Raw genomic sequence first — 25,455 nt, 5'->3', positions numbered from 1 at the left:
AGCAGAACTGAGACGCGCAGTCGCGTTGAATACATTAACCATTCGTTCCAGAGCGTCGTGATGATCGGCGACGGCGCGGCGGATGCGACGAAGAGCGCCACGGATAGTCATGATGAAATGCGCGGCGCACCCGGCGGACCGCGTCCGGAACAGGTGCCGCCGCCTGGATGCGCCGCGGGCCTTAATCGACCCTTAACGAAAATCGAGCCTCGCTCGGTACCGACCCCTCGGGCGTACGGATGACCGCGAAGCCGCTGCAGATATCCCTCGGATTGCTGAACGCACTGCAGGTGGCGATCGCCGCCGCGGCGGGGTTCGCGGCCGCCGTGCTGATCGTCGCTCCGGCCGCTCAGCGCGGCACTGCGTCGTCCCCGCAGGAGATGGTCGGCTCGGCCTCGCGCGCCTACGTCGCCGCCATCGCGGCGCGGCTGCGGCAGACCGTTGGTGATGCGCGCAACGCCGCCCTGACGCTCCGCGACGATGAGCGCCTGCTCTCTCCCGACCAGCGCGCCGCACGCCTGCGCGCGTGGCTCGACCTGAACCCGGTCTACCGGGACGCCGCGCTCATCGCGCCGGACGGCACCGTGCTGGCAGCCCAGGACGAGCGCCGCATCGGCAGCAGCGTCGCGCGGCAGTCCTGGTTCCTGCGCAGCCGTGCGGCCGGCGTGATCGTCGTCACCGACGGGGCGGAGGCCGACTCGCCGTTCGGGGCCGCCGTCGCGCTGGGTGAGCGTGGGCAGGACGGCCTGCTGCGCCTCGACGCCAACCCAAGCTACTTCACCAAGGTCGAGGAGGACGTGCGCCGCGCCGCGGCGCTGCCCGAGACACTTGGGTTCCTCGTCGCCACCCCGGACAGCCGGGTCCTCGCCGGGACCCCGGACGCCTTCCGGACGATAAGCGTCTCGGCCACGACGCCGATGCGTGTCGCGGCCGAGATCGGTTCCCCGGGATGGCTGGTGACGGCGCAGGCCGTTCCCACCGGCGAGTCGCTCGCTGCGGCGCCGGACTGGCGGATGCTCGGCATCGGCCTCGCCCTCGTGGCCTGCGCGGCCGCCCTCGGCTTCGTCGCGGGAGAGCGGCTGACGCGACCGCTGCGCCGCCTCCTGAAGGGGGAGGGCGAGACCAATGCCGAATCCACTGCGCCCCACATGTGGATCGGCGAGTTCGCGGCGCTCTCGGACGTCTTCGCGGGCCATCGCCGCAGCGCCGGGCTGATGATGGCCGGCGCCGGGTCCGATTTCGCGCGGCTCAAGGCGCGACTGACCACTTACGAGTCGATTTCCGGCTGGGCCTGTTGCGAAATCGATCCCGACACCGGCCGCACCTTACTGGATTCCCGAACTGCGGGCGGAACCGACGGCGCCCCGTTCGCCGCCTGCTTCGTCGCCGACGACCGGCCCGTTCTCGACCGGGCACGCTCCGCCGCCCTCGCGGCCGACGGTCCGACCGACGTGGTCCTGCACCTGCACGACTGGCCGGAGCAGCAGGTTCAGGTGAGGCTGCATTGCCTCGCCGACGCCAGTGGCGACCGGCGGCTCTTCGCCCTGATGCGGAAGCTGCCGGGCGGCGAGGCCGCGACCCTGCCGCCGCAGGTCGAGCCGCGCCGCAACCTCGTCCTGCGACGGGTGACCGACGGCATCGTCCACGAGTTCAACGACGTCCTCACCGTCGTGCTGACAAATCTCACGCTGCTCACGCGTCGGCACGCCCTCGGGGACGACCAGGAACGGTTGGTCGGGCGGGCCACGGCCGGCGCGCGCCGGGGGGCGGCGCTCACGCGCCGGATGCTGCACCTCGTGCGCGGCGACGAGACCGGCATCACCCTGGCCGAGACCGACCTTGCCACCACCTTCGAGGGTTACCTGCCGTTCCTGGCCGCGAATGCCCTTGGAGAGATGCCGGTCCTCAATCGCATCCCCGCGGGGTTGCCGCCCATCCTGTGCAGCGAGCGCGTGCTGGAACTGCTGCTCCTCAACCTGGCCTTCCATATCCGCGACGCCGGCCTCGCCGGCTTCGCCATCGCGGCCGTCGAGGGGATTCCCGAGGATGCGCTCACCGCGGCAGCGTCGTCGGCCTACGTCCGGGTGCTTGTCAGCAGCGGTCGCCGCCCCGCGGCCGCGCCGCTGCCGGCCGGTACTGGACCGACCCTGGCGACGGTCGCCGCGCTGGTCACCGAGAGCGGCGGCTTCTGGCGCCTCATCCGCGACGGGATCGGCGCCGAGCCCTTCCTGGCCGAATTCTGGCTGCCCGCCGCACCCCGGATCACCGCCAAGCTGCCGCCAGCCCGCTTGGCTGGCCTGAAGATCCTACTCGTGGAGAGCGACGGCCTCGTCCGAGCGAGTGTCGCCGAGGTGCTTGCGGATCTCGGCCACGCCGTGGTGCAGGCCGCCTCCGGGGCACACGCCCTCGAGGTTCTTGCCCGCGACGCTGACTTCGACGCGATGATCGTCGATCAATCCATGCCGGTGATGGCCGGCCTCCAACTCGCCGCCACGGTGGTCGAGCGGTATCCGGAGATTCGGATCATCCTCGCCAGCCCGCACGGCCAGTTGCCGCAATCCGCCGACGCCTTCCTGCGCATCGACAAGCCCTTCCGCAACGAGGACCTGCAGGTCGTTCTCGACATCGCGGTGAAGCGCGCCCGCGCCGCCTGATTGGGTCTTGTTCCGACCCCCCGTGCAGCCGCCATGAGCGCCCAGCGGCCCGATCTTGGCGCCTACATCCTGGTCGAACGCCAGTCCATACAAAATCGAATGTTAATCATTGTCGTTGAGTGTTGATTAAAGCGTAAATCGTACCTTAACGGAGCCGTTGAATATGGGCGGGACCGCAGAACCGACTGCCCGACGTCCTTTCGCTCCGTTCACGACTGCTCTGGCCCTCTCGTGCGCCTGCGCCGCGGCGTCCGCCACAAGCGCTGCAGCCGCCGACCTTTCGACCAGGGCCGCGGGCGTGGACTGGTACACCGGCGCCTCGCAGCAGGCGGTCGATGACAGCTGGGCCGTGGCCGTCGACGGCTCGACCAGTGTCACGTCGAACAGCTCGGCCTTCGGCGCCGTGACGGTGACGGCCGCGCCCAACGGTTCGCCCACGCAGGACGGACTGCGCGTGCGCGTCGACGCCATCGGTGGAACCTACTCGTATCCCGGCCGGTCCGTTGCGACGCGGGTGACCGGCTACCAGCAAGAGGGCGCCTTGCAGGCGGGTTATGAGTGGGTCTGGAAGGACGCCGCCCTCGCCGGTTTCATCGGATTCAATGTCCGCAGCAATCAGCTGTCCGTCCCCGATCCAGGTAACCCGGTGGTGGGCACGGGCGTCGGACTGAAGGTCGCGGGCAACTTCTACGCGACGCCGACCGACCGGACCATGGTCTCCGCCTACGGCTCATACTCGACCAAATTCAATGCTTACTATTCCCGCCTGCGGGTCGGCTACATGCTCGCTGACGGCGTCTATGTCGGGCCGGAAGTGTTGTTCCTGGGCGACGATTTCTTCCGGCAATATCGCATCGGTGCGCATCTGACCGGCGTGCGGTTCGGACCAGTCCAGATGTCCGTCGCCGCCGGCTACGTCCAAGATCGGGTTCAGGGTTCCGGCTACTACTCCAGCATCGAGGCCCGCTCGACGTTCTAACACCACCTGGGCGTGAGATCGGACGGCAACGGGAAGCAGCATCCGCCGCGCGGGCATCGCACGGGCAGGATGACCCCACGAGCAATCCGCCGATGACGGCCCGACGTACGGCGGGCAGGCTTGCAGACGGTGGCGGTCCCGGTAGGCCGACCGGGCTTCCATGCTGCCGGTCGGCGCAGGCCACGGTTCGGGGACGCTTCACCTCGTGAGAGCTCATGCTCATCGTGAGGTCAGTCATGCTGAAATGGGACGCAGTCTTGAGCCAAGGCATCTCAGCGGGCGACGCCTTGTTTGCGCCAGCCGTCCTCAGGAACAGAGAGGCGATCCTCGCTGTCCTGCGCCACCTGCTCCCGGCCTCCGGCTTGGTCTTGGAGGTGGCCAGTGGGTCGGGCGAGCACATCATTCATTTCGCGTCCGCGTTGCCCAGCTTGTCCTGGCAACCCAGTGATGCCGATCCAAAAGCCCTGAGAAGCATCGCGGCGCATACGCAAAGCGCTGGCTTGGCCAATATCCTCGCCCCCCGGCCGCTTGATGTGCGGGCACAGCCCTGGTCCGTGCCGCGCGCCGATGCGGTGCTTGCGATCAACATGATCCACATCGCACCGTGGTCGGCGACGGAGGGATTGATGGCAGGCGCTGGCCGCCTCCTTCCTGACGGCGGCCTGCTCTACCTGTACGGACCGTTCACGGTAGCCGGTGCGCACACGGCTGAGAGCAACGCGAGCTTCGATGTGAACTTGCGTGCGCGGGACCCCGCTTGGGGCGTCCGGGATGTCGAGGCGATTTCCGAAGTTGGCTTGGTTCAGGGTTTGAGCCTTGTCGAGCGCATTCCGATGCCGGCCAACAACTTCAGCTTGGTTTATCGAAAGGGACGTCATAGCAGTCCATGAGCGAGACATACCGGATCCGGTTTGCTCCACTCGGTGACGCGCGACCAGAGACGCTGCTGTCCGCCATTTCCAGGCTTCGGCTCGACGGCCGGTAGGGACTTTCGGTTTCGCGCGCATTTCGGTTGCTCAGCCGATTCGGGCTGCCTCTCCGAAGCAGACGTCGCCGCAACGCGGCTTCTCTCGATCTGTGTCCGAACCCCGCCCCGGTCGGCGACGCGCCCGGAAGACTGGCGTTGAAGTCAGGTCCGGAACATAATCGCGCGCTGATCGGCGAGCTCGGGCAATCCCCGGTGCGTTTCGAGGGCACTTCAGGGGGTATGTCCGGGTAATCCCGGAGCAGATCGATGCGCCTTGGAATAAATCCGGCGATGGCTCGCTTCCCGATCCCCGCGCGGGGATCGCTGTTCCGGCAATATTTCTTTGTCCTGTTCGCCGCCGTGGTCGTTCCGTTGCTCGCCGCCGGCATCAGTCAGGCATGGTTCGGGTACAAGGACCAGAGGGCGCACCTGAACGACCTTCTCGGGGCCGAGGCCCGGACTGCGGCTGCGCGGATCGCAATTTTCACTGAAGGGATCGGAAACCAGCTCGCCTGGATGGTCCACTTGCCCTGGACGGAGGGAGCCGACGAGCGGCGGCGCATCGATGCCCTGCGGCTCCTGCGCCACGCCCCCGCCGTGACGACTCTCAGGCTGATCGACGGCGCCGCGAAGGAGCGGCTCTCTATATCGCGAATCGGCCTCAACCGCATCGAGAGCGGCGAGGACGCGTCGGGGGATCCAGCAGTGTTGGGGGCCCGGACCGGGCAAGCTTGGTTCGGCCCCGTCACCTATTACCGCAACTCCGAACCGTACATGACCGTGGCCGTGGCGGGAAATCGAGCCGCAGCGGGCATTGCGATCGCCGAGATCAATCTCAAGCTGATCCTCGACGTCATCGTGGGGATCCGGATCGGCGAGACCGGTCAAGCCTTCGTGCTCGACCGGCCGGGCCGGCTCATCGCGCATCCCGACATCAGCCTCGTCCTACGCGGCGCCGCGGACCGGACGGCCGAGAACCTCCAAGCGCTGCGGGCTGCAATCCTCGCGCAAGATGGTCGCGCGGTCGCCGGTTCGGACCCGGCGGGACGCGCCGTCGTCGCCGCCCTGGCGCCGGTCCAGGGACCGGATTGGAGCGTGATCGTCCACCAGCCGGCCGCCGAAGCGTTCGGACCGATCCGCGCCGCCTTCTGGCGCCTGCTCGGTCTGCTGCTCGCCGGCACAGGCTTCGCCGCCGCGCTCGCCTATTGGCTCGCCGGCCGAATGACCGGGCCGATCCGCTTGCTCGAGGACGGCGCGGCTCGGATCGGGGCCGGCCAGTTCGATCACCGCATCGACATCGCGCGGAGCGACGAGCTCGGACGGCTCGCGACCCGCTTCAATCAGATGGCACGCGAGGTCGCGATCTCACGGGAGCGCTCGGAGCGCATCGACCGGCTCAAACGCTTCCTCGCACCGCAGGTCGCCGAGCTCGTGGACCGGGCCGGCGATGGCAGCGTCCTCGATGGACAGCGCGTTGAAGTCGTCGTCGTCTTCGGCGACCTGCGCGGCTTCACACCGTTCTCCGCCCGATCCGAGCCGACCGTGATCATGGATGTCCTGAGCGAATACCATGCAGTGATCGGTGCGACTGTGGACCGGCACGGCGCGACACTCGTGAGCCTCGCCGGCGACGGCGTCATGATCCTGGTGAACGCGCCCGTGGCCTGCCCCGAGCCGGCGTTGCGGGCCGCTCGCATGGTCATCGAGATGCAGGCGACGGTGCAGGCCCTGGCCGCGACCTGGCGGGCGCGCGGCCATGCGCTCGGCTTCGGGATCGGCCTGGCGATGGGACCCGCCACGGTCGGGCGCATCGGCTCCGACAGCCGGATGGACTACACGGCCATCGGCACGGTGACGAACCTCGCATCGCGCCTGTGCGCCTCGGCCCAGAACGGCCAGATCCTCGTCGATCGCACGGCGGCCGAGGCGATCGGGAGCGGCGTTCCCCTCGTTTCGCTCGGGACGCGGCGCCTGAAGGGCTTCGACGATCCGGTTGCCGTCTTTGCCATGGCCGCTTGTCAGGCGACCGACGCCCGGCCAACGCCGGGTGCGGCGGCGTGAGGCTTTGCGCTTGGCGAGGGGCGACGGGATGAGGCGACGCGCCATTCTCATCGGGCCGGTCACTGCTCTGATCGGCGGCGTCTTACCCCGCGCGGTGCGGGCGCGAGCGCCGACGCTTCCGGTGATCGGATATCTCGGCTCTGAGACGCCCGAGCGTGCTGCCAGCCGGCTGGAGGCTTTTCGCGGGGGGCTCGCCGATGCTGGTTTTGTCGAGGGTCGCGACGTCGCGATCGCCTTTCGCTGGGCAGACGGTCGCTATGAGCGGCTGCCCGCGCTCGCGAAGGAGCTGGTCGGTAGCGGGATCACAGTCCTGGTTGCCCCCGGTGGAGCGCCCGTGGTGCTTGCGGCGCGGGCGGCGACCGAGACGATCCCGATCGTCTTCGAGATGGGCGGCGATCCGGTCGTCCTCGGCGTGGTGGACGATCTCGCGCGGCCGCGCGGCAATCTGACGGGCGTGTCGAGCCTGAGCGTCGAGGTCTCGAACAAGCGGCTCGAGTTGATGCGGGAGCTGTTTCCGACAACCGCTGCCCTCGCCGTCGCGGTCAATCCGACCAGTCCCACGGCCAGCTCGCAGGTGGCCGGACTCGAGGCGACGGCAGGCAGCCTTGGCCTGCAACTCCATGTGCTCAAGGCCAGCCGCGAGGATGAGTTCGAGACGCTTTCCACGGCGCCGCGCCGGCTCGGGGTGCCCGGCCTCGTCTTCACCTCCGACCCCTTCTTCGCCTATCGCAGTGCGCTTCTTGCGATCCTCGCAAGCCGCCACGGCCTTCCCGCGATCACCCAATCCCGCGACTTTCCCGAGGCCGGCGGGCTGCTGAGCTACGGAGGCGACTTCACGCAGACGCATCGCCAAGCCGGCCTCTATGCCGGCCGCCTTCTCCGGGGCGAGAAGCCCCGCGACCTGCCGGTACAGCTCGTCACGAAGGTTGAACTGTTCGCCAATGTCGGGGCGGCCACACGTCTTGGCGTGATCTTGCCGCCCTCGATCTTGAGCAGCGCGGACGTGGTGATCGAGTAGCGATCCGACATCCGTGGGCAGTTGGCGACAACGCCATCAGCGTGCACCGCGAAGGCGCGGCAGGAGCATGCCTACCTCGCGCCGATAGCGACGATAGCGATCACCGAAGAAAGCAACGAGGTCGCGCTCCTCCAATTGGATGCCGACGAGGATGTAGGCGGTCGCGACTGCCGCGAACAGCAGGTGGCCGGCCGTCATCGTCGGCGTCGCCCAGAACGCGATGACGAAGCCGAGATAAATCGGGTGCCGGACGTACCTGTAGAGGAGGGGTGTCGTGAACGCGGCCTCACCCTGCTTGGTCGAGCGCCAGCCCTGGATGGCCTGTTTGAGCCCGAAGAGGTCGAGATGGCTGATCATGAAGGTGCTGGCGAGAACCACGAGCCAGCCGATCCAAAAGAGGCCCATCAGAAGGCCCGCCGCGACCGGTTCCGAGACCGACCAAACGATCGCCGGGAGTGGACGCCATTGCCAGAACAGCAGCAGCAGCGCGAGGCTCGCCAGGAGGACGTAGGTGCTGCGCTCGATGGGCTGCGGGACGACGCGGGTCCACCAGACTTTGAAGCGCGGGCGTGCCATCACGCTGTGCTGGAGCGCGAAGAGGGTGAGCAGGGAGACGTCAACGGCGACGGCGAGTCCCGGATCGACGATCAACCCGTCGTCGACAGTCTTCGGAACGACAACGTGTCCGAGGAAGCCGACTGCGTAGAGGAAGGTCAGCAGGAAGACCGCGTAGCAGCTCAACGCGTAGGTCAAGCGGGCAGCGTGCGACATGGAAGATCTCCAGTGGCAAGAGCGTGATCGGCCGTGCTCCGAGGTTCGGTCACGACCCGGTCCCTCGCGGCCCGAACCTTCATCGGCCAACCGCCCACCTGCGTCCGTGATCGCCGTCACGGACGCGGAGCGGCGCCCGGGGCATGCCGGCCTCCTCAGCCGAGGAGGATCAGGTGGCCGCTGCGTTCTCTGTTTTCAGACTGTGGCTCGACTGCCGCCGTACACAGCGCGAACTCGCCTTGTTCAGCGAGCGCGACCTCGCTGATCTCGGCCTCGTCAGGTCCGATGTGACGCGTGCCGCCGCCTTCAGGGCCGCACGATAGCCGCCGCGGCCGGCCGCGGTGCAGCCAGCACGTCTCCGGCACTGCGCCGCCCTTCCGGGCGGATGGCGGGTTCGCGAGCACTCTGGTATGAATAGACCGCCGTCCGGCCTCATGGTCCGCTCGGGTCCGCAGCTCCAACAGGAGCCATTTCTGTGGGCGATCCGGCGCAGTTCGAGCGTTTGCTGTCCGCCAGCCCTTTCTTCGGCCGCCTTGAATCCGACACGCGGCGGGCCGTCGCCGACCTCTGCGTCACACACAGCCTCGCCCGCGGCGAGACCCTGTTCCTGAAGGACGACCCAGCGGACGCGTTCTACGCGATCCGCCGCGGCGAGATCCGGATCACGGCCGGCACCGGCGCGGGCCGGCGCATGACGCTCAACGTGCTCGGTCCGGGCGACATTTTCGGCGAGGTCGCGCTCTTCGATGGTCGGTCGCGGAGCGCGGACGCCGTCGCGGCCGAGCCGTCGGAGTTGTTCGCGGTCCGCCGCCGCGACATGCTGAACCTCGTCGGCCGGCACGCCGACTTGTCGATGCGGGTCATCGAACTCCTGTGCGAGCGCCTGCGCTTCGCCACCGCGCGACTCGAAGAGACGGTGCTGATGCCTTTGCCCGCGCGGATCGCGCGACGCCTGCTAGGCTTGGCGGAGGATTTCGGCAGCGAAATCCATATCTCGCAGGACGACATCGCTGACTTCGCGGGCACGACCCGCGAGACGGTCAACAGGCAACTCCAGTGTTGGCGTCGCCAAGGCATGATCGACCTCCACCGCAATCGCGTTGTCGTACGCGATCCTGCCGCCCTTGCCTCGGCTGCCTTGTCATGAACTCGCACGATGATTGGCGCTGATATTCCGCATCCTTCATTCTTGCGGTGCCCATCAGCATCATTCCTATAATCGTGCAGAAAGCGGACTATAGATGAAGCTGATAAGATGCAGATTTTGCTAGTAATATCGAGACATTCTTAAATTATCTGGAAGTTGCCGGCAGCGTTTGCTGAGTTTTGAGACTGGATTTCCGATATGTTGATCTCTCCGGGGCCTGTTTGGAGTACCTTCCAGGCCCTCAGCTCAGCCGCGGCGAATGTCCGCTTGTCCGCTCCCCCAACCTCAAAGCAGACGGGCCGCAAGCGGCCCACCCGGGTCACCGCTCAGCGCCCACGTGAACGTCTCAGATGGGTGAAAAGGAGATCGTCCGCTTTCACGAGGCGCAGACATGAAGGCGGTCATCCACGGTCATGACATGACTAAACACGTAGTTGTTTTCTTCCGCGGGAGTGATGGCGAGCTTTCGCGAGAGATCGATCCCGGAGACGACCTCCAAAGCGGTGCTGGCAGCGCCGAAGCCGGGGCCGATGGGCGTTTGCTGTGTCATGCTGATGAGCTCCGTGAGCCGGCGCGCCGTGTGGAAGCATCAAGCGCTTTGCGAGGCTCAACGTCGGGTGAAGCGATTCAGGGATGCGCGCTGCCTGATCACTGCGTTTGCGAAGTTGGGTTCGGTCCCAGCGCGAGAGCCTGCGCGACATGGCGGAGCTTGTCGGGATTGCGGGTGATGTAGATCGCAGTGATCCGGCCGTCCTCAATGGCGAGCGCAGTGGTTTGGAGAACGTCGCCGCGTTCGCGGCTGACATAGCCGGGCAAGCCGTCGATCCAGACGAGTTCAAGCATCTGCGCCCAGCCTTGCCCCCATTTGCGCCGCACACCCTCAAACATGCGCAGGAGGCGGTCCAATCCGGTGATCGGATTGATGAAGGCCAGAACCTTGCCGCCGCCATCCGAGTGCAGCACCGCGTTTCTGGCGAGAATGGTTCGCAGCGCTACGGTGTCGCCGCTGTTGGACGCCGCGAAGAAGGCCCGTGCGATCCGCTCGCCCTCTTCGCGCTCTACGGGGAAGCGAGGACGCGCAGCCTGCACGTTCCGCCGTGCCCGGACGGCGAGTTGGCGCACGGCCGCCGCCTTCCGGTCGAGCGTGTCCGCTACCTCGCCGAGCGGCATGCCGAAGACGTCGTGGAGGAGGAATGCCGCCCGCTCAAGCGGCGACAGGCGCTCCAGCGCCATCATCAGCGTGAGCGTCAGGTCATCTTCGTCCACCCCATCATCCTCGTCTTCGACGCGTGGCTCGGGCAGCCAAGCGCCGACGTAGGTCTCCCGGCGAGCACGGGCCGACTTCATCTCGTCGAGGCAGAGGCGCGTGACGATGCGCGCGAGAAACGGATAGGGCGCAGCGACCTTCGTCTGGTCAACCGCCACCCAGCGCAGCCAGGCATTCTGCACGACATCCTCCGCTTCGCTGCGCGAGCCAAGCATGCGGTAGGCGATGCGCAGAAGTCGCGCGCGATGGGTCTCGAAGGTCGCCGTGGCGATTTCGGCCTGCGACATGGGCCTCTCCTCGAAAACAATGTCGCTTGAGCGAATGTGGACGACCATGGGTATCCGTGCCGCCTTGAACAGATGCGTTCCCGCGCCGCCGCTGCTACGGCCGGTCCGGCGTCGTCAATATTCGGTCGGCCGTGTCCACGACGAAGATGGCGAGGAGCTTCGAGGGCTCGACGTCGCTGGCATTGGCGCTGACTCTGTGGTGGTCACCGGGCATTTCGACGAAGCTCTCGCCGACGCGGAAGACCTTCTCCGGACCATCGTTGATCCGACTCCGCACCGCGCCCTCGATCACGGTTGCCGTGATGAAGGCAGATGCGGCGTGGGTGTGGGACGGTGAGGAGCCGCTCGGACCGTACTCGACGAGGACTCCGCGCAGGCTCTTGCCGGGAACTGAAGGCAGCGGATGGTCGAAGATCGTCGTGACGCGGGCCTCGCCCCTCGCAACATCGGCCGCCACCGCAGGGACGGCGAAGACGGCAAAGAGGGCTCCCAGCAAGAATGTTCTGAACATGGAAGGGGTCTTTCTTGGTGGATGGGAGGAGCGCAGCGGTTCAGGCGGCAGCGAGCCAGCTCTCGAACCGCGTCGGTCCGAGCCGCGCCGCTTCCGCATGCTCGGGAACAAGCGACCCGGTTTCGAGCTCGGCGCCGAAGTAGCGCGCCGCCTTGTCGATCCGCACCTCCCGACGGTCGCCGATGGCTGCGATCCAGCGGGCGACGACGTCGCGGAACGGAAGGCGGTCTGGCCCGGCGATCTCGATCGTCCCGTTGCGCGGCGGAGCGAGCGCGACATCGGCGAGCGCTGCGGCGACATCGGCGGCGGCGATGGGCTGAAAGTCCGCGTCAGGCACGACGAGGCGGGCGCCGTCGACCGATCCTTCGGCGATGGTGGCGACGAACTCGAAGAATTGGGTCGCCCGCACGATGGTGAAGGGGATGTCGGAGGCTTTGACGAGCCGTTCCTGCACCACCTTAGCCCGAAAGTAGCCGTTCCCCTCCAGGCGGTCCGTGCCGACGATGGATAGGGCGACGTGATGCTTCACACCCGCCTCGCGCTCTGCGGCGAGAAGGTTGCGGCCGGAGCGCTCGAAGAAGTCGAGCACCGCCGCGTCATCGAAGGACGGAGAGTTCGAAACGTCGACGACGATGTCGGCTCCGACAAGAACCCCGGCCAAGCCTTCGCCCGTCAGCGCGTTCACTCCGCTCCTCGGCGAGGCAGCGATAGCCTCATGTCCCTGTCGCGACAGTCCGGCCGTCAGGTGACGCCCGATGAGGCCGCTTCCGCCAATCACCACGATCTTCATGGTAGCCGTTTCCTTGTTCGAGAACGGACGGGGCAGCTCCTTGCCGCTTTCAGGCGCCCGTCGAACAAGGGACGAGACGCGTGGGCTCGATGTGACATGCCCCAGGAAAAATCAGCGCGGTGAGACGCGGAACTGCGGTCAGGGATCGATCGGACATCGGCGATAATGGGACGGCGCTGGTGCCGCCCCGGACGGAGCGGCAGAGCCGACTAGGCCTTCGCCTGGACCGGGAGGCGGAAGGGTGCGCCGAGGCGGTTGAACGCGTTCATCGCCGCGATGGCGATCGTCAGGTCGACGAGATCCTTGGCTGTAAAGACAGCGCTCGCGGCGGCATAGGCCCCATCGGAGGCGCGCGTCTCGCTGATCAGCGTGACTTCCTCCGCCCAGGCGAGAGCGGCGCGGTACTGTTCGGAAAACAGGTGGGGCACCTCGGCCCAGACAGAAACCAGGACGACCTTCTCGAGTGGCATCGTCTTGAGGAGGTCTCTGGTGTGTAGGTCGATGCAGTGCGCGCAGCCATTGATCTGAGACACCCGCAGGAAGATGAGGTGGATCAGCTCAGGAGGTAGATCGGTGCCAGTGTTGATGTAGTGGTGGATGCCATAAAGCGCCTTGGCACCCTGCGGGGCCACCTCGTTCCAGACCAGTCGCTTGTTCTCGCTCATGTCTTTTCCTTGTGCTCGGAGCGCCAGAAATCGACGTTCAAAGCCATGACGAGCCGAGCGATCCGGGTGTGACATGCGATGCTGCGTTCTCGCTCGAAGCGGATCATCTTTCAGCCGAGCGCATCGACGTCCGCTTCCAAGCGGGCTGAGCAGGTCGATTGACGACCGACATGGGTCAGTAGAAGGCCGTCCGCTTTTGTGGCAGATCTACTCCAAAGCGGCCATCGTGAGAGGCAGCGGAAGAGCCGCTTATCCATCGACTTTCGACCTCTATGGTCAATGCTGCGCATCAGCGCCCAGGCGCTTAGGTCTCCACAGGCGTGCCTAGCAGCAGAGCCCGCAATTTCGCCTCGCCCAGAGCGCGCTCGATCGCGCGGAGCGAGAAATAGGGGATCAGTGCTACGACCATCACCCATGCGAAGGTGACCAATCCGCGAGGGCCACCGGCAACGTCGGGCAAGACTTCGCCTACGCTTCGCCCATGCCAGACGCCCACCAGCACCTCTTCCGACACGTACGCCGCCGTCAGAACGGCTGCGAACAGCACGGCGCGGTACAGGATCTCGTACACGAGCGGCCCCTGTTGCAGACGACGGCCGAAGGAGAGGGAGCCCAATCTGGTTGCCTCGATAACCAGCATGAATTTGGCCAGCACGAGGGCGTTGATGAGGCCCAGCGCATAGAAATGGTAGCTTGAGTAGTGCTGCGTCTCTTGGTCCAGGCGGGTGTAGATATTGAGGCTGAACAATATGAGCGTCCCGAAGACGACCACGAGATAGGCAGCGAAGGCGAGATAGCGCCGCGCTTCATCGACCACACGGTGTGCGAGCGGACGCTTCGGTGCACCGGGACCTTTCTGCGCCGGTGCTGACTGGGACGTGGTGTGTGAGGCTGCTGCATCGGACATGGTGATCCTCACAGTTTAACCCGCCCCCCGGGACGGGTACGGACACTATCCGCCTACGCCAGCGCTGTCTTGCACTCCCTCTCGAGCGACTCAGGTCGGGGCGGCGTTCGCGCTTCAAGTCCATCCTGTCTTTGGCCTGAAGATGTGGCGGACGCTGAGTGTTATCGGCGGGCTGTGAGCAAGGCGCTCGCTATCGAACCTTGGACCGCAACGTAAATTCAGCCGCGCAACCTCATAGCAACGTCATACAGATGCTGTGACTTTCGACTCCGCGTCCAAAACATTCAGTCTATCCGGACGGTCAGCTGCAGTCCGTACCTACGAATGGTTTCCGCCGTTTCGTCGCCCCGCCGTGCGGCCCCAAACATCATCGTCGTGACAGGCAGTAAACATTCGTCGAGGTAATCTCGTTGCCGCCGTGCTCCTGTGAATTCCAAATGCCGGGAGATATCATGGAGTACCGCGGGATAGAAAAGAAGTAGTTTTTCAGATCGAAGCCCTGCGAGCCATCCCGCTTGTAGTAGGTCCGGAAGAGCTGAAGCGCGCATCTGTGGTGCGGCTTGTCATCCGGATTTATCACGAGAAGCGGGAAGAGCGGCGTCGGCGACGGCAGATACCAAGCAAAGTAGGGTGCCGCCTGCGCCGTCACGCAAAACGCAGACAGCTGGAGAGTCGCCACGAAGGAGCGCACGAACCTGAGCAGCATACGGCTCTCCTGTTCCACTGAAAGTGCAGATACCTGCGACATGTTTGCAGGAAGCAGGTCGTAAATGTTCAGGCCATCCTGACTTGAGGCCGTGGGGTTCCCGCTGATGTCGGACCTTCTGCGAGGCTACGGCTGTGCCGAGCTGAGGGTGTTGGTTGTGACAGCGCCCGCCTATCATCTGGACTGTACGACAGCGAGTTAATGATGGCTGCTACTGGACGCTTCTTCCAGCTGACGAAGTACAGCGTCGAGGTTGAAGGCTGCCGGTTTCTGACGCGGTGGAAATCGCTCGAATGCAGCGAGCTGTTGCGCCACAACAGCCTGCATCCCATAAATCAGATAAGCGTGAGATATTACCCAGTCCCAATAAGTGTTCGAATTTTCATCGGCGCGTTCGAACGGATCACGGCGCAAGTTGAAAATCTTCGGTGCCCTCAATTTCACGAACGGCTCGAACCAGCACATAAGCTGTTTGGCGCGCTGTTCCATCAGGACCAACTTCCAATCCTTTAGGCGGATCGCTAATATGTCACCATCGTCGCTGATATAAAAAAAGAAATTTCGAGGACTTTCGTTTGCCTCGCCTGTCAAGTACGGCAGCAGATTGTAGCCGTCGATGTGGACTTTGTACGTCCGCGCACCAACCTTGTAACCTTCAAGGAGTTTTTCATTGATATTGGTCTCTCCGGCGGCAGCGAGAAACGTCGAAAGCCAGTCCTGATGACTCACAATGTCATTCAAAACCGAGCCCGCCTTTATCTTGCCGGGCCAGCGTACGAAGACAGGTACACGCCAGCCGCCGTCCCAATTGGTATTCTTCTCGCTGCGGAACGGAGTGATCCCGGCATCAGGCCAGCTGTTGTAATGTGGACCGTTGTCCGTCGAGTACATGACGATAGTGTGGTCGGCGATGCCCAGTTCATCGAGCTTGGCGAGCATGAGGCCAATGTTTTCGTCATGGGCCACCATCACATCGTTGTAGTCGCCCTGGCCTCCGCTCTTGCCCTTATGCTTCTCGGCGCAGTGGGTCCGAAAATGCATGGCGGTCGTGTTGTACCAAACAAAGAAGGGCTTGCCTTCCTTGTGGCATTCATCAATGAACCTGAGCGCATGCGAGGTGGTCTCCTCATCGATCGTTTCCATGCGCTTCTTGTTGAGCGGGCCCGTGTCCTCGATCTTCTGTCCACCACGACCGTCTGACCAGCAGTGCAGGACTCCTCTGGGCCCAAATCGCTGCTTGAATGCTGGATCTTTCGGATAGTCCGAGTCTTCCGGTTCCTCTTCGGCATTGAGATGGTAGAGATTGCCGAAGAACTCGTCGAAACCATGCATCGTTGGGAGGCACTCGTCCTTGTCCCCAAGATGGTTCTTGCCGAACTGGCCAGTGGCATATCCCAACGGTTTCAGCAGGGCTGCGATGGTAGGATCTTCCGCCCTGATACCAACATCCGCTCCTGGCATGCCGACCTTGGTCAAGCCGGTGCGGATTGGATTTTGGCCCGTGATGAAAGCTGCACGGCCGGCTGTGCAGCTCTGCTGGCCGTAATAATCGGTAAAAGCGACGCCTTCGTTGCCGATCCGATCAATATTGGGGGTTCGGTAACCCATCTGTCCTCGGCTGTTATAGCTGATGTTCCACCAGCCGATGTCGTCGCCCCAGAGGATGAGGATGTTCGGCTTGCCTGCTTTGGCCATCGCGATCTCCTTGTATTGGTCCGGCGACTTGGGAGCGTCACGTCATTTCCTGCCGCGCGACACGAGGGCTTAGGCGAGGCGCAGCAGCACGGCAAAGAACGCGAACACGCCGATGCAGATCAGGAGGGCGGCAATCGCGAGAACTGGCGATCGCATACCGTCTCGGGTCATCCCAGCGAGTTTGGTGAATGCTCCGTCCCACAGGTAGTGGACGGTCCACCAATATTGCCACATAGAGACAACAAGGGCCAGTACGCCGCATATGATTAGCGCAAGACCCAAATATAGCGCTTCTTCTGGTCGATTAGCGGGTCGAACTCCCGGCATCTGCTGCAGATGCTCGAAAAACTGAACGATTGCGAAGCCGAAGCCGATCAGCGAAACTGCCGTTCGGAGCCATGACATCATCGTGCGTTCAAGGCTTAGGCGGGTGCGGAGCCAAGCAAAATGGCTGTCCGCCGTGACTTTCACCTCGAACCTGTCCGCACTCGGGATTTTGCCTGAATTTGCCATGCTGCGGTCGCCGTCCGATAGCGGTTCATCTCGGCTGGGTCGCGAGTTTCCATTCGGGCGCGCGTCAGACCAAAGGCAGGGGACGCGTGCAGACTGCGCGCTGGCGATCACGTGCAGAAAGGATCCCGAGAGCACCGCGGTGATTGCCGGCCAGAAAGATGGACCGACGACTTTGACGATGCCGAATCAACATTCGGTCGCAGAATGTCCGCTTGCGGACAAGAATGCTTGACTGAATGGGACATATCGTTCGCTGAGCGCGACTGGCCTACATAGATGTCAAGATACCTCTCGGCGCGAGATCAGATTGCGATCGCGTCTTCACAATTTAGCTTTTCAGCTCCTTGCGGCGTCGTTCTTATTAAGAATTCTAAGTGCATAGTTCTGGATGGCGCTGGAACATTAAATCATCGCCAAACATGGATGAGCCGGGTGGGCGGCAAATGTTTCCTGCAACACTCAACTAAGAGCAGCTCAATAAGCTCCTTCTTTGCCGTCCCATGCAAAGGGAGAATGCCGTGAGCGGAGGCATTCCATGGAAGGCTCTGTTCTGAGACCTCCCGCTCTTGTCCCATCCGATCAAGCCGAGCAGCCGAGCCTGGTTCATGCTGGCAACGGCGTTGGTGCGTATCGTTCGGGAGCCGTCGATGAAGATCCCACGCATGCTGCTCGTCACGATGACACTCGCGCTGTCGTTCGGGACTTTCGGAGGACCCGTCCTGGCAGACCCGCCCGCCCGTATCGCGCAGAGCGAGGTCACCATCCCCACAAACGCCGAGATCAACCGCCTGGAACAGCAGGCGATCACGACGCCTCCGCTCGACGTAAGCGAGGGCGCACTCCCGGGAAATCAGGCCGCCCAGATCGGACAGATGGATCTGCGTGCCCACCGCATCGACGAGAAGCTGCTGAACGATGACGGGGTCTGTAACGGGTGCTGAGCGCGGGCGGCGAGGTCCGATACTCACCTGGCGCTGGATTGGACAGGGTCCGACTACGTCATGGCACGCAGCCATTGGACTTAACCGGGTCATGGACGTTGGTAGATCTTCGGACACGCTCGGGAGCCGACAATGCCCTCTTATGATCGGGGTCGTGGATACACGCACGCGAGCGGTGCAAGGATCGGTGAAGCGCACGCGCAGCCGCGAGACATCCTGACCTGACCGGTATCTTGGACCGGGCTGAGTGAGAGGCTACTGCATGGCCGCTGCCAGGGTAGCCGGAAGGCCAGATCCGGGTCGCTGACGGGCCCGGGCGGTCGATAGCCCAGCGACGAATGCGGTCGGACGCGGTTGTATGTGTTCTGCCATAGACCGATCACGATCGGCGCCTCTTTGAGCGAGTAGAAGATCTCCTGGCGCAGGCACTCGTTGCGCAGTTTTCCGTTGAAGCTCTCACAGTACCCGTTCTCCCACGGAGAGCCGGGTGCGATGGACTGGATCTGCGCCCCCGTCTTGGCGACCCATTGGCGCAGTGCCTTCGAGACCATCTCGCTGCGCGGTCCTTCGGTTCAGGGCCGTTGTCGCAGCGGATGTGCGCCGGGATACCGTGCAGGCACATCGCGTCGGCCAGCGCTTCGATCACGCCGACGCTGTTGATGCGCCGCGCCACCTTCAAGGAGAGGCAGGCCCGGCTGTGCTCGTCGATCAGCGTCAGGATGCGCAGGCTCCGACTATCGTGGGTCTGGGCCTGCACGAAGTCGAAGCTCCAGACGTGATTGCGGTAGACTGGGCGCAGCCGAACGCACGAACCGTCGTTCAGCCAAAGCCGGCTGCGTGGTCGATGCCTTTGCGGGACCTTGAGCCCCTCGCGACGCCAGATGGGCTGAACCCGGTCCTTGCCCACCTGCCAGCCGTCTGCCTGCAGCAGCGCGGTGACGCGGCGGTAGCCATAACGCCCGTACTCGGACGCCAGGGCGATGATGGCCTGGGTCAGTGCATCCTCATCGGCCGGCACGGTCGGCACGGTGCGTTGCGTGCCGCGGTGCTGACCGACGATCCGGCAGGCGTGACGTTCCGAGAGACCGTACGTCCCCCGGATGCCGACCACTGCCTGCCGGCGTCGCTCGGGGGCTATAAGGTTCCCGAGCGACGTCCGCCAACACCTTGATCCTCCCCTGATTTCGCAGACACGGGGAGATTAGCTCGCGGTCCTCTCGGCTTGCTCGGGCGTGAGATAGCCGAGTGCCGAATGGATGCGTTGCCGATTGTAGTAGCCCTCGATGTAAGCGAACAGGTCGCGTCGGGCGTCGTCCCGGGTTGCCCATCGTCGCTGATGGACGAGTTCGACCTTGAGCGTGTGGAAGAAGCTCTCCATCGGGGCGTTATCGTAGCAGCAAGCCGTGCGGCTCATCGACGGCCTCGCCCCCATGGCGGCGAGCTGCTTCCGGTAGGCCTCGGCTGCGTACTGGCTGCCGCGATCCGAGTGGCAGATGAGCCCGGCGGCCGGTCGCTGCCGCTGGGCGGCCATCATCAGTGCAGCCACGCTCAGCTCGGTGCGCATATGATCGCGCATCGACCAGCCGACGATCTTGCGCGTGGCCAGATCGAGGACGGCGGCCAGGTACAGCCAGCCCTCGCCGGTTGGCAGGTAGGTGATGTCGGCTAGCCAGACCTTGTTTGGCCGCGCGGCCGAGAAGTTCTGCTTCAGGAGGTTCGGGGCGATCGGGAGATCGTGACGGCTGTCGGTCGTGCAGGGCCGGAACCGACGCTCCGCCAGAGCGCGGATGCCGTGCTGGCGCATCAGGCGCTCCACCCGCCCGCGGCTGACGGACCGGCCCTCGGCCCGTAGGGCGGCATGCACGCGCGGCGCACCATAGCGCCGATGATGGGCGGCATGGATACGCCGGACGTCGTCCAGGAGCTGGCGGTTGGAGGCCGAGCGGGCGCTCTCTGGCCGTGTCCGCCAACCGTAAAAGCCGCTGGGTGAGACTCCGAGCACGCGGCACATGAGACGCACCGGCCAGGTCCGCGCATGCTGCTCGATGAAGGCGAAGGTCACTTGGGCATCTCCGCGAAGATGCCGATGGCTTTTTTTAGCACGTCGCGCTCCATGCGCGTGCGGTCGAGCTCTCGCCGCAGCCGGGCGATCTCGGCGGCCTGATCGGACGGCGATGCGATCGGGCTTGGTGGCGAGGCGCCCGTCGATCCTGCCGGCCGCGGCGGGGGTGAGGCCCCGTTCAGCATGGCCCGCCAGTGCCGCAACATCGAGGGCTGGATCCCGAGCTCGGCCGCGACCTGCATCTGCGGCCGGCCGCTGCTCTCCAGAAGGGCGACCGCTTCGCGTTTGAACTCGGGCGTGAACTCTCGTCTCGTCTTTGCCATCCGACACCTTCCCCGCTCAGCATGAGCGTATCAGAGGTGTCCGCGAAGCCGAGGGAGGATCAACCTGACCCACCAAGGACAGGTCAGCTACGAGCCGGCGTAGCCGCGCGTTCTCGCGCTCCAGGTCTTCCATCCTACGCGCCTGATTGACCTGCCGGCCGCCGTACTCCCTGCGCCAGCGTGAGTCACTCTGCTCGGAGATCTCCGCCTCATTGCACGCCAGTGCTAAGCGGCTGCCCTGGGCCGTCGGCACCTCGATCCGGCGCAGCTTCAGCACGACCTGCTCCGCGCTCGTCTTCTGACCTCGCCGCATGTCCGACGCCTCTGGTCCTGGCTGATCCGCTCAATCAGCCCGGTCCAAAGCCAGCCGGTCAGGTCAGTCCTGACGGGCGACACGGTGGGCGCAACTTCACCCTATGCAACTTCTCGCCTTGGTCGGCGTTGAAACAGGCTCAGACGAAATTTTAATCTGTAAGTCCTCGGTTCGAGCCTAGCGCGCTGTCGATCGACGTCACCCGCCCGGTCGAGGACTCGGCGGGTTTTTCCATTGTCCAGATCCGTCCCAACGAGCTTCTCGCCGGATCATCAGCCAGCCTTTGGGGGCACGCAGCGCGCCATGCCCACGCCGCCCGCCGATGCGAACGGGCTGACCCTGCCCTCGTCGCCCTGGTGTCGGAGTACCCGCGCTTTGGCGACCGCCGCGTCACCCCGCTGCTGGAAGCAGCCGGGTCGCAGGTTGGCATGGCGGCGGACGACCGCGATACAACGGCCTATGAGTACCGATTCGACACGCCGGCAATTGCTCCTCGCGTCAGCTTGCGCCGCTGGGGGTATGCTCGGCGGCGCGTTCGCGAGCCGGATCGTTGCAAGCGGCAGCGGTGCCGCGCTGGGGGCGCCCGCGATCGCAACGCTTCCCGAGCAGATCCGCCTGGGCGGCTATCACGCCCACATGTTCGGCGTTGTCGGCGACGGGCAGAAGGACGATACCGTCGCGCTTCAGAACGCCTGCTCGACGATCAAGGCGCTGGCGCAGGCGCCGGATGGATCGAGCCGGTCATGGCTGTTTCCCGCCCTGCAGTTGAGCGGCAACATCAAAGTCACGGCGCCGATCCTGCCGACCCACTGCATGCGCGGAGCCGGGCGCGCTCGGATCTGGACCCCGGATAAGGCAATCGTGCTGCTCGACGGCCGCCCGTCCAGCGATCCCGGGCGCTTCGGCTTCACGCGCTTGATCCTCGAAGATCTGACCTTGCAAGGTGGCCTTCACGCGCTTGCCGTCGGAAACGCCAACATCGACGACGGCCTGATCGAGCTCAATCGTCTCTCGATCGGCGACACCGCCGACTACGCCGTCGATGTCACCGGTGCCTACTCCACGGTCCTCGACGTGGTCCGCTGCCACTTCGTCCGCTGCAACGGCGACATCCGCACCGAGACCGACGTTACCAATGTTATGGGTGGATGGTCCGAACCACACTTCGATAATTTCTCACCCGACCGCGCCGTGTTCTGCATGAACCACGCTGTGCGCTACTTCCAGATACTCAATCTCGGAGCCGGCTGGTGTGGCGTACCCGTGCTTTGGCGGGAATCAGGCGGCCCGAACGCTTTCGTGGCCGGCTCGCGCTGGGCCGATGTCCGCGGCACGTTCAGTGCCCAGAGCGTGCGCTTCGGCGGGGAGGGTGGCGGCATCCCGATTGCCTATCACTTCACTGCCGCAAACTCGAACACGACCGGGCAGGTCGATACGGGCGGCTACGCCCGTGGCGGCGGCATCACCATCCGGGACTCGTGGTGTTACGCCGGCCCGACCGCGCGCCCCGATTCCGGAGTTGTTGTGCTGCGGGGTCAGGCGCCCGCCAGCCTTGTCTACGACGGCAACCTCGGCCCTCTGGCCACCCCCATTGTGGTGAACCCGGCGAGTGGCGGCATACCCGACCCTGCGGCCTATTTCGCGGCTTGGCGGGCCGCGACCGGCAAGCCGGACGAGCGCCCGTACTTTGACTGGCGCATCATGGATAGCAGTATCCGCACCTCTGCCGTGGTGCCGCCAGGCTTTGCGCATCTGGTGCGGTCGACGCCGGTCGTGCCTCGACGGAACTGAGGCCGCGGCGAGCAATGCGTCGCCACACGCGCTTTTCCGAGCCAGGGAACCTCCACCGATGACGCGAGTGCCATGTCGGCGCCAATCGTCTGGGCAATCGAAGCGCTGCGGTTGCTTACCAATTCCTCTTGCGTGAGCGCTTTTATCTAAGTGCCGCTCACCTTGTTGCAGACCGGACAGCTTCGACGCTCGGTCGCGATCGGTCTCAAGCGCGCATGCCCTGTAAGCCTCGTTGTCCACACTGCAAGCCGCGCCGAAGCGCTCGGTCAAGCTGATTTGATGCGCTAGCGCTCAAATACGGTTCGAATGACCGATCTTGCCACCAGATTTTCCAAATCATCTCCGCTGTTGACCGTAGATTTCGCTGGCGGAAGCGAGCGAAGCGCCCAAAATTTGATTTGATTGATTATCTTAGACTCCTCTATGGCAGTTTCAGGCTCATAGATGGCGATCACAGATGAGAGAAGAGCCTTTAGTATGGCTTCATTTCCGAGCTGAACGCCTTCGACGTAACTTCGGTGTTCCTTCGCGTGCTTGCGGTCGGCGCGCTCGTTGATCTCATCTGCCGATCTCGTCATGCAACGACCCCCAGAACATCTTGGTGACGACTCGATCGCCGCCCGCGGTCCACTGAGCCGATTTTTTCCGATTTCGGCAACCATTCAGCCCTAGCTCGCTGGGCGTGCCGTCGGCGCAACCTGCGATGTCCTTCCTGCCGCTGTCACCACTTGGCGCGATCAGATCGAACGCCTTTCGGAGCACGCCTCGCCCTGCCAGCGAAATGGTCGGCGCGGCGGGCGAGCGCGCTCGCCTTCATCAACCCGTCCGGCGCCGAGGCGCGCCGGCTCGACCGGACGGTGCCACAGCCGTTCTGGACTCACTCGCAGCGCGGCTTCCTGCGTGTGGACTATGCCGGCGCTCTGAGGATGATCGCCGTCGAGCTGCGCCGGATCGAGTTGGACTGCTTCTCCGGTTGCCGGACGAAGCTAGATCCAATCCGGTGCGTGCCGAGATGGGCGTCCGCCGCCACGGCCCGCGGACGCTCGGCCGCGTGCTGCTTCCTCGTCGCGATGGGATGGTCGAGGTCGGCGATGGGCGTCTTGTGGATCTCCCGCGTGTGGACGCCCCCGCTCTGCCAGAGTTGCCAGGAGCAGAGGTTTAGGCGCGCCCGCAGGGGGCGCCCGTCTGCCGAACGGCTCCGAGGGAGCTTCAAAAGGACGCTCCATCATCTTTCATCGCTAACAATGCCGACATTCTGCTGTAACTAGGATGAAGAATGGTTTGCAAATTGCAGGACGCGGCCTAGCTGCTGGGCCAGGCGTCGTCCGGAACAGTGATCCGGCTCGCGCAATATCGGTGCTGAAGGCCCGTCGGGTATCCAATGCTTATTGCGATATTGCTGTTTATCTCTGGATTATATATCGCTTATACGCTGCGGGCAAAGCACCTCGTGGTTTCTTCGGTTTCTATCTTGATGTTATGTGTTGTAATATTCTCGTTGACGCATGGCATGGGTGTGGAGCAAGCTCTGATTACGGTGGCGTACTTGTCAGCTCACCAATCCGGATATCTTGTGGGCTCGTATTTGACCAATCCTGACAACTGAGATTGCGCCGGCACTCTACAATGTCCTCGGATGGTATCGGAGATGGTCGCCGCGCTTTATCGGGTTCATCGCCTGACCTGGCCCGTCATGTCCGGCAGTTTTCCAACCGGTGCGGGGTTTTCATCCGGGCCAGAAAGAAGAAGGTAGCTGGCATCAAACCTAGCGAAGTTCTCCAATCGCTTGACGTCCGGAACGCTTATATATCGTCGGCCGCTCTCGATTAAGCCGTCTTTCCGAAGGTCCGCGAGAACGCGGTAGATGTGAACGTTCGAGAGCCCGGCTGTATCCGCCAGTTCAGGCTGTGTCAGAGGCAGATGATAATTCGGCTCGAAACCGAGCCCTACCGCACGCAACCGGGCGAGAAGTTCGCAGATGATGTGGGCAACCTGCTTGTCGGCGGACCGGCGCCCAATCCCAACAAGCCATTCTTGTAAAACCGCTTCATCGACAAGGATCGAACGCCACAGGGCGCGATAGATATTCGGCCGCGTGGCGGCAAGTTCTTTGATCTTCTGGTAAGGCAGTGTGGCGATCGAGCAGGGAGTCAGCGTAGCGACCGAGTGGATCGCACGATTGAGAATCGAAGCGTGCAGATCGCAGCCGTCCCCGGGTACCAGGTAAGCCACGATCGAACGGCCGCCGTCAGGCACGAGTTTGTAGCGGCAGGCGAACCCGTCGAGAATGACGTAGGCGGCGTCCGGACACTCGCCTTCCAGGATTAGATCCTGACCGGCTTCCACCTGAGAGACGCTGCATAAGGCCTGTCGCAGAGCCGACACGTCGTCGACATCGAGATGCGCTCGCGATGCCAATTTCCGGATGAAAGGATTTGACATCTGCCTGTTGCGCACCCGGGCTTCGCGCGTGCCGATGGAGCAATCCATGCACGACGATTGGTCGTTGCCCGTGCGTGTAGCAGATTTTCAGCGCAGGCCTGAAACGGCGCGGTAGCCGGCAATCGGTGCCAGGCCGAAGGCAAAAGGTGCTCCAACAAATGGTACGCCGCCGACGCTGCACTCGTTTCACCTTCCGAGGGCTGTCCGATCCAGACCGAAGCGAGCCTCGCACATGATCGCGGCTCTTCTTTTCGCTACCAGAGCCAAATCACTCGGCCGCTAATCTTATAAATGACAAACCAAATCCCTACCGCAACGACAATCGATCCTAAGACAATGGCCAAGTGCGGCCGCTTGCGGATCTCCAGGTGACTGCTGGAGACAAGTTGATCCATCCCGATCCTCTTTCCATCCTGCCGGTACGCCCCGGCTCAGACGCGCACTGACTGAGGCCGCCGACTCCTGAGAGCTGCGGATTGGCGCTGGCGAGGCGACTTAACAACAGCCCGCTTGGCCGCTGTCCTCATCAAATGGAGGGTTGGCTCAGGGGTATTCGGCGCCGAGGCGCGCTGAGGAGTGCTACCGCTTACCAAAGACTCCGGACTCGGCATGCCGCGCGCTGGTGCGAAGATCCGCGCTCGAAGC

22 protein-coding genes and 2 pseudogenes are annotated in these 25,455 nt (G+C 64.2%); 9 read left to right on the top strand and 15 right to left on the bottom strand.

Translation table 11 applies throughout. The features are described from left to right. Nucleotides 1-239: 239 nt before the first annotated feature. The 5 genes from AC3WSN_RS16815 (at nucleotide 240) to AC3WSN_RS16795 (ending at nucleotide 7,679) form a co-directional block, all read left to right on the top strand. Complete coding sequence (locus AC3WSN_RS16815) at nucleotides 240-2,654, top strand: response regulator (RefSeq protein WP_492539445.1); 2,415 nt, start codon at nucleotides 240-242, stop codon at nucleotides 2,652-2,654. Nucleotides 2,655-2,817: 163 nt separating this feature from the next. Further along, the gene (gene bcsS / locus AC3WSN_RS16810) at nucleotides 2,818-3,633 is read left to right on the top strand and encodes a cellulose biosynthesis protein BcsS (protein ID WP_492539443.1); all 816 of its coding nucleotides are present in this window, start codon (nucleotides 2,818-2,820) and stop codon (nucleotides 3,631-3,633) included. Nucleotides 3,634-3,869: 236 nt separating this feature from the next. After that, on the top strand, nucleotides 3,870-4,523 hold the full coding sequence (locus tag AC3WSN_RS16805; RefSeq protein WP_492539441.1) for a DUF938 domain-containing protein: 654 nt from the start codon (nucleotides 3,870-3,872) through the stop codon (nucleotides 4,521-4,523). A gap of 344 nt (nucleotides 4,524-4,867) precedes the next feature. Then, on the top strand, nucleotides 4,868-6,661 hold the full coding sequence (locus AC3WSN_RS16800; protein WP_492539439.1) for an adenylate/guanylate cyclase domain-containing protein: 1,794 nt from the start codon (nucleotides 4,868-4,870) through the stop codon (nucleotides 6,659-6,661). A 28-nt stretch (nucleotides 6,662-6,689) separates the two neighbouring features. Further along, nucleotides 6,690-7,679 (top strand): ABC transporter substrate-binding protein, encoded by a 990-nt coding sequence (locus AC3WSN_RS16795; RefSeq protein ID WP_492539437.1) that lies wholly within the window; start codon nucleotides 6,690-6,692, stop codon nucleotides 7,677-7,679. A 36-nt stretch (nucleotides 7,680-7,715) separates the two neighbouring features. Here AC3WSN_RS16795 and mddA read toward each other — a convergent pair whose 3' ends face one another. Then, complete coding sequence (gene mddA, locus AC3WSN_RS16790; protein WP_492539435.1) at nucleotides 7,716-8,450, bottom strand: methanethiol S-methyltransferase; 735 nt, start codon at nucleotides 8,448-8,450, stop codon at nucleotides 7,716-7,718. 143 nt (nucleotides 8,451-8,593) lie between these two features. On the opposite strand from mddA, the gene AC3WSN_RS16785 reads away from it, so the two are divergent. Further along, the gene (locus tag AC3WSN_RS16785; RefSeq protein WP_192707413.1) at nucleotides 8,594-8,773 is read left to right on the top strand and encodes a DUF1127 domain-containing protein; all 180 of its coding nucleotides are present in this window, start codon (nucleotides 8,594-8,596) and stop codon (nucleotides 8,771-8,773) included. A gap of 152 nt (nucleotides 8,774-8,925) precedes the next feature. Beyond that, on the top strand, nucleotides 8,926-9,597 hold the full coding sequence (locus AC3WSN_RS16780) for a Crp/Fnr family transcriptional regulator (protein WP_192707414.1): 672 nt from the start codon (nucleotides 8,926-8,928) through the stop codon (nucleotides 9,595-9,597). 376 nt (nucleotides 9,598-9,973) lie between these two features. Here the strand turns inward: AC3WSN_RS16780 and AC3WSN_RS16775 are convergent, their stop codons facing one another. The 9 genes from AC3WSN_RS16775 to AC3WSN_RS16735 form a co-directional block, all read right to left on the bottom strand. After that, nucleotides 9,974-10,147 carry a hypothetical protein gene (locus tag AC3WSN_RS16775; protein WP_492539433.1) on the bottom strand — a complete coding sequence of 58 codons (174 nt, stop codon included), beginning with the start codon at nucleotides 10,145-10,147 and terminating at the stop codon, nucleotides 9,974-9,976. A 98-nt stretch (nucleotides 10,148-10,245) separates the two neighbouring features. Further along, a complete protein-coding gene (locus AC3WSN_RS16770; RefSeq protein WP_492539431.1) occupies nucleotides 10,246-11,151 on the bottom strand; it encodes a sigma-70 family RNA polymerase sigma factor in 906 nt (301 codons plus the stop codon). 94 nt (nucleotides 11,152-11,245) lie between these two features. Then, nucleotides 11,246-11,662, bottom strand: a complete 417-nt coding sequence (locus AC3WSN_RS16765; protein WP_492539429.1) for a cupin domain-containing protein — start codon at nucleotides 11,660-11,662, stop codon at nucleotides 11,246-11,248. A 40-nt stretch (nucleotides 11,663-11,702) separates the two neighbouring features. Continuing rightward, nucleotides 11,703-12,452, bottom strand: a complete 750-nt coding sequence (locus tag AC3WSN_RS16760) for an SDR family oxidoreductase (RefSeq protein WP_492539427.1) — start codon at nucleotides 12,450-12,452, stop codon at nucleotides 11,703-11,705. 209 nt (nucleotides 12,453-12,661) lie between these two features. Continuing rightward, a complete protein-coding gene (locus AC3WSN_RS16755; RefSeq protein WP_492539425.1) occupies nucleotides 12,662-13,117 on the bottom strand; it encodes a carboxymuconolactone decarboxylase family protein in 456 nt (151 codons plus the stop codon). A 304-nt stretch (nucleotides 13,118-13,421) separates the two neighbouring features. After that, the gene (locus tag AC3WSN_RS16750) at nucleotides 13,422-14,024 is read right to left on the bottom strand and encodes a hypothetical protein (protein ID WP_492539423.1); all 603 of its coding nucleotides are present in this window, start codon (nucleotides 14,022-14,024) and stop codon (nucleotides 13,422-13,424) included. A gap of 367 nt (nucleotides 14,025-14,391) precedes the next feature. Beyond that, on the bottom strand, nucleotides 14,392-14,730 hold the full coding sequence (locus AC3WSN_RS16745) for a hypothetical protein (protein ID WP_492539421.1): 339 nt from the start codon (nucleotides 14,728-14,730) through the stop codon (nucleotides 14,392-14,394). Between the two features lie 198 nt (nucleotides 14,731-14,928). After that, nucleotides 14,929-16,425 carry an arylsulfatase gene (locus tag AC3WSN_RS16740; protein WP_492539419.1) on the bottom strand — a complete coding sequence of 499 codons (1,497 nt, stop codon included), beginning with the start codon at nucleotides 16,423-16,425 and terminating at the stop codon, nucleotides 14,929-14,931. Between the two features lie 69 nt (nucleotides 16,426-16,494). Continuing rightward, nucleotides 16,495-16,938 (bottom strand): YidH family protein, encoded by a 444-nt coding sequence (locus AC3WSN_RS16735; RefSeq protein ID WP_192707422.1) that lies wholly within the window; start codon nucleotides 16,936-16,938, stop codon nucleotides 16,495-16,497. 605 nt (nucleotides 16,939-17,543) lie between these two features. On the opposite strand from AC3WSN_RS16735, the gene AC3WSN_RS16730 reads away from it, so the two are divergent. Next, entirely contained in the window at nucleotides 17,544-17,879 is a 336-nt protein-coding gene (locus AC3WSN_RS16730; protein WP_492539417.1) for a hypothetical protein, read from the top strand. Nucleotides 17,880-18,019: 140 nt separating this feature from the next. On the opposite strand, the pseudogene AC3WSN_RS16725 reads toward AC3WSN_RS16730, so the two are convergent. From AC3WSN_RS16725 to AC3WSN_RS16715, 3 genes and pseudogenes are all read right to left on the bottom strand, one after another. Beyond that, a pseudogene (locus AC3WSN_RS16725) lies at nucleotides 18,020-19,048 on the bottom strand (IS3 family transposase); the annotation flags it as partial. A 32-nt stretch (nucleotides 19,049-19,080) separates the two neighbouring features. Beyond that, a protein-coding gene (locus tag AC3WSN_RS16720) for an IS3 family transposase (protein ID WP_492539415.1) occupies nucleotides 19,081-20,264 on the bottom strand; the annotation gives its coding sequence in 2 pieces (ribosomal slippage) (nucleotides 19,081-19,967 and nucleotides 19,967-20,264; 1,185 coding nt in all). 61 nt (nucleotides 20,265-20,325) lie between these two features. Continuing rightward, nucleotides 20,326-20,577: pseudogene (locus AC3WSN_RS16715) on the bottom strand (transposase); the annotation flags it as partial. A 459-nt stretch (nucleotides 20,578-21,036) separates the two neighbouring features. Between AC3WSN_RS16715 and AC3WSN_RS16710 the strand changes: the two are divergent. Further along, the gene (locus tag AC3WSN_RS16710; protein WP_492539413.1) at nucleotides 21,037-22,368 is read left to right on the top strand and encodes a hypothetical protein; all 1,332 of its coding nucleotides are present in this window, start codon (nucleotides 21,037-21,039) and stop codon (nucleotides 22,366-22,368) included. A 284-nt stretch (nucleotides 22,369-22,652) separates the two neighbouring features. On the opposite strand, the gene AC3WSN_RS16705 is transcribed toward AC3WSN_RS16710, so the two are convergent. After that, the gene (locus AC3WSN_RS16705; RefSeq protein WP_492539411.1) at nucleotides 22,653-22,946 is read right to left on the bottom strand and encodes a hypothetical protein; all 294 of its coding nucleotides are present in this window, start codon (nucleotides 22,944-22,946) and stop codon (nucleotides 22,653-22,655) included. 1,093 nt (nucleotides 22,947-24,039) lie between these two features. After that, nucleotides 24,040-24,858, bottom strand: coding sequence for a Crp/Fnr family transcriptional regulator (locus AC3WSN_RS16700; RefSeq protein WP_373622737.1), 819 nt, complete (start codon nucleotides 24,856-24,858; stop codon nucleotides 24,040-24,042). Nucleotides 24,859-25,455: the final 597 nt, after the last annotated feature.

The sequence above is a fragment of the Methylobacterium sp. FW102-HT35C08 genome (genome assembly GCF_058790235.1).
The sequence above is the reverse complement of the archived record's forward strand: the minus strand, read 5'-3'. Positions and strand labels throughout refer to the sequence as shown.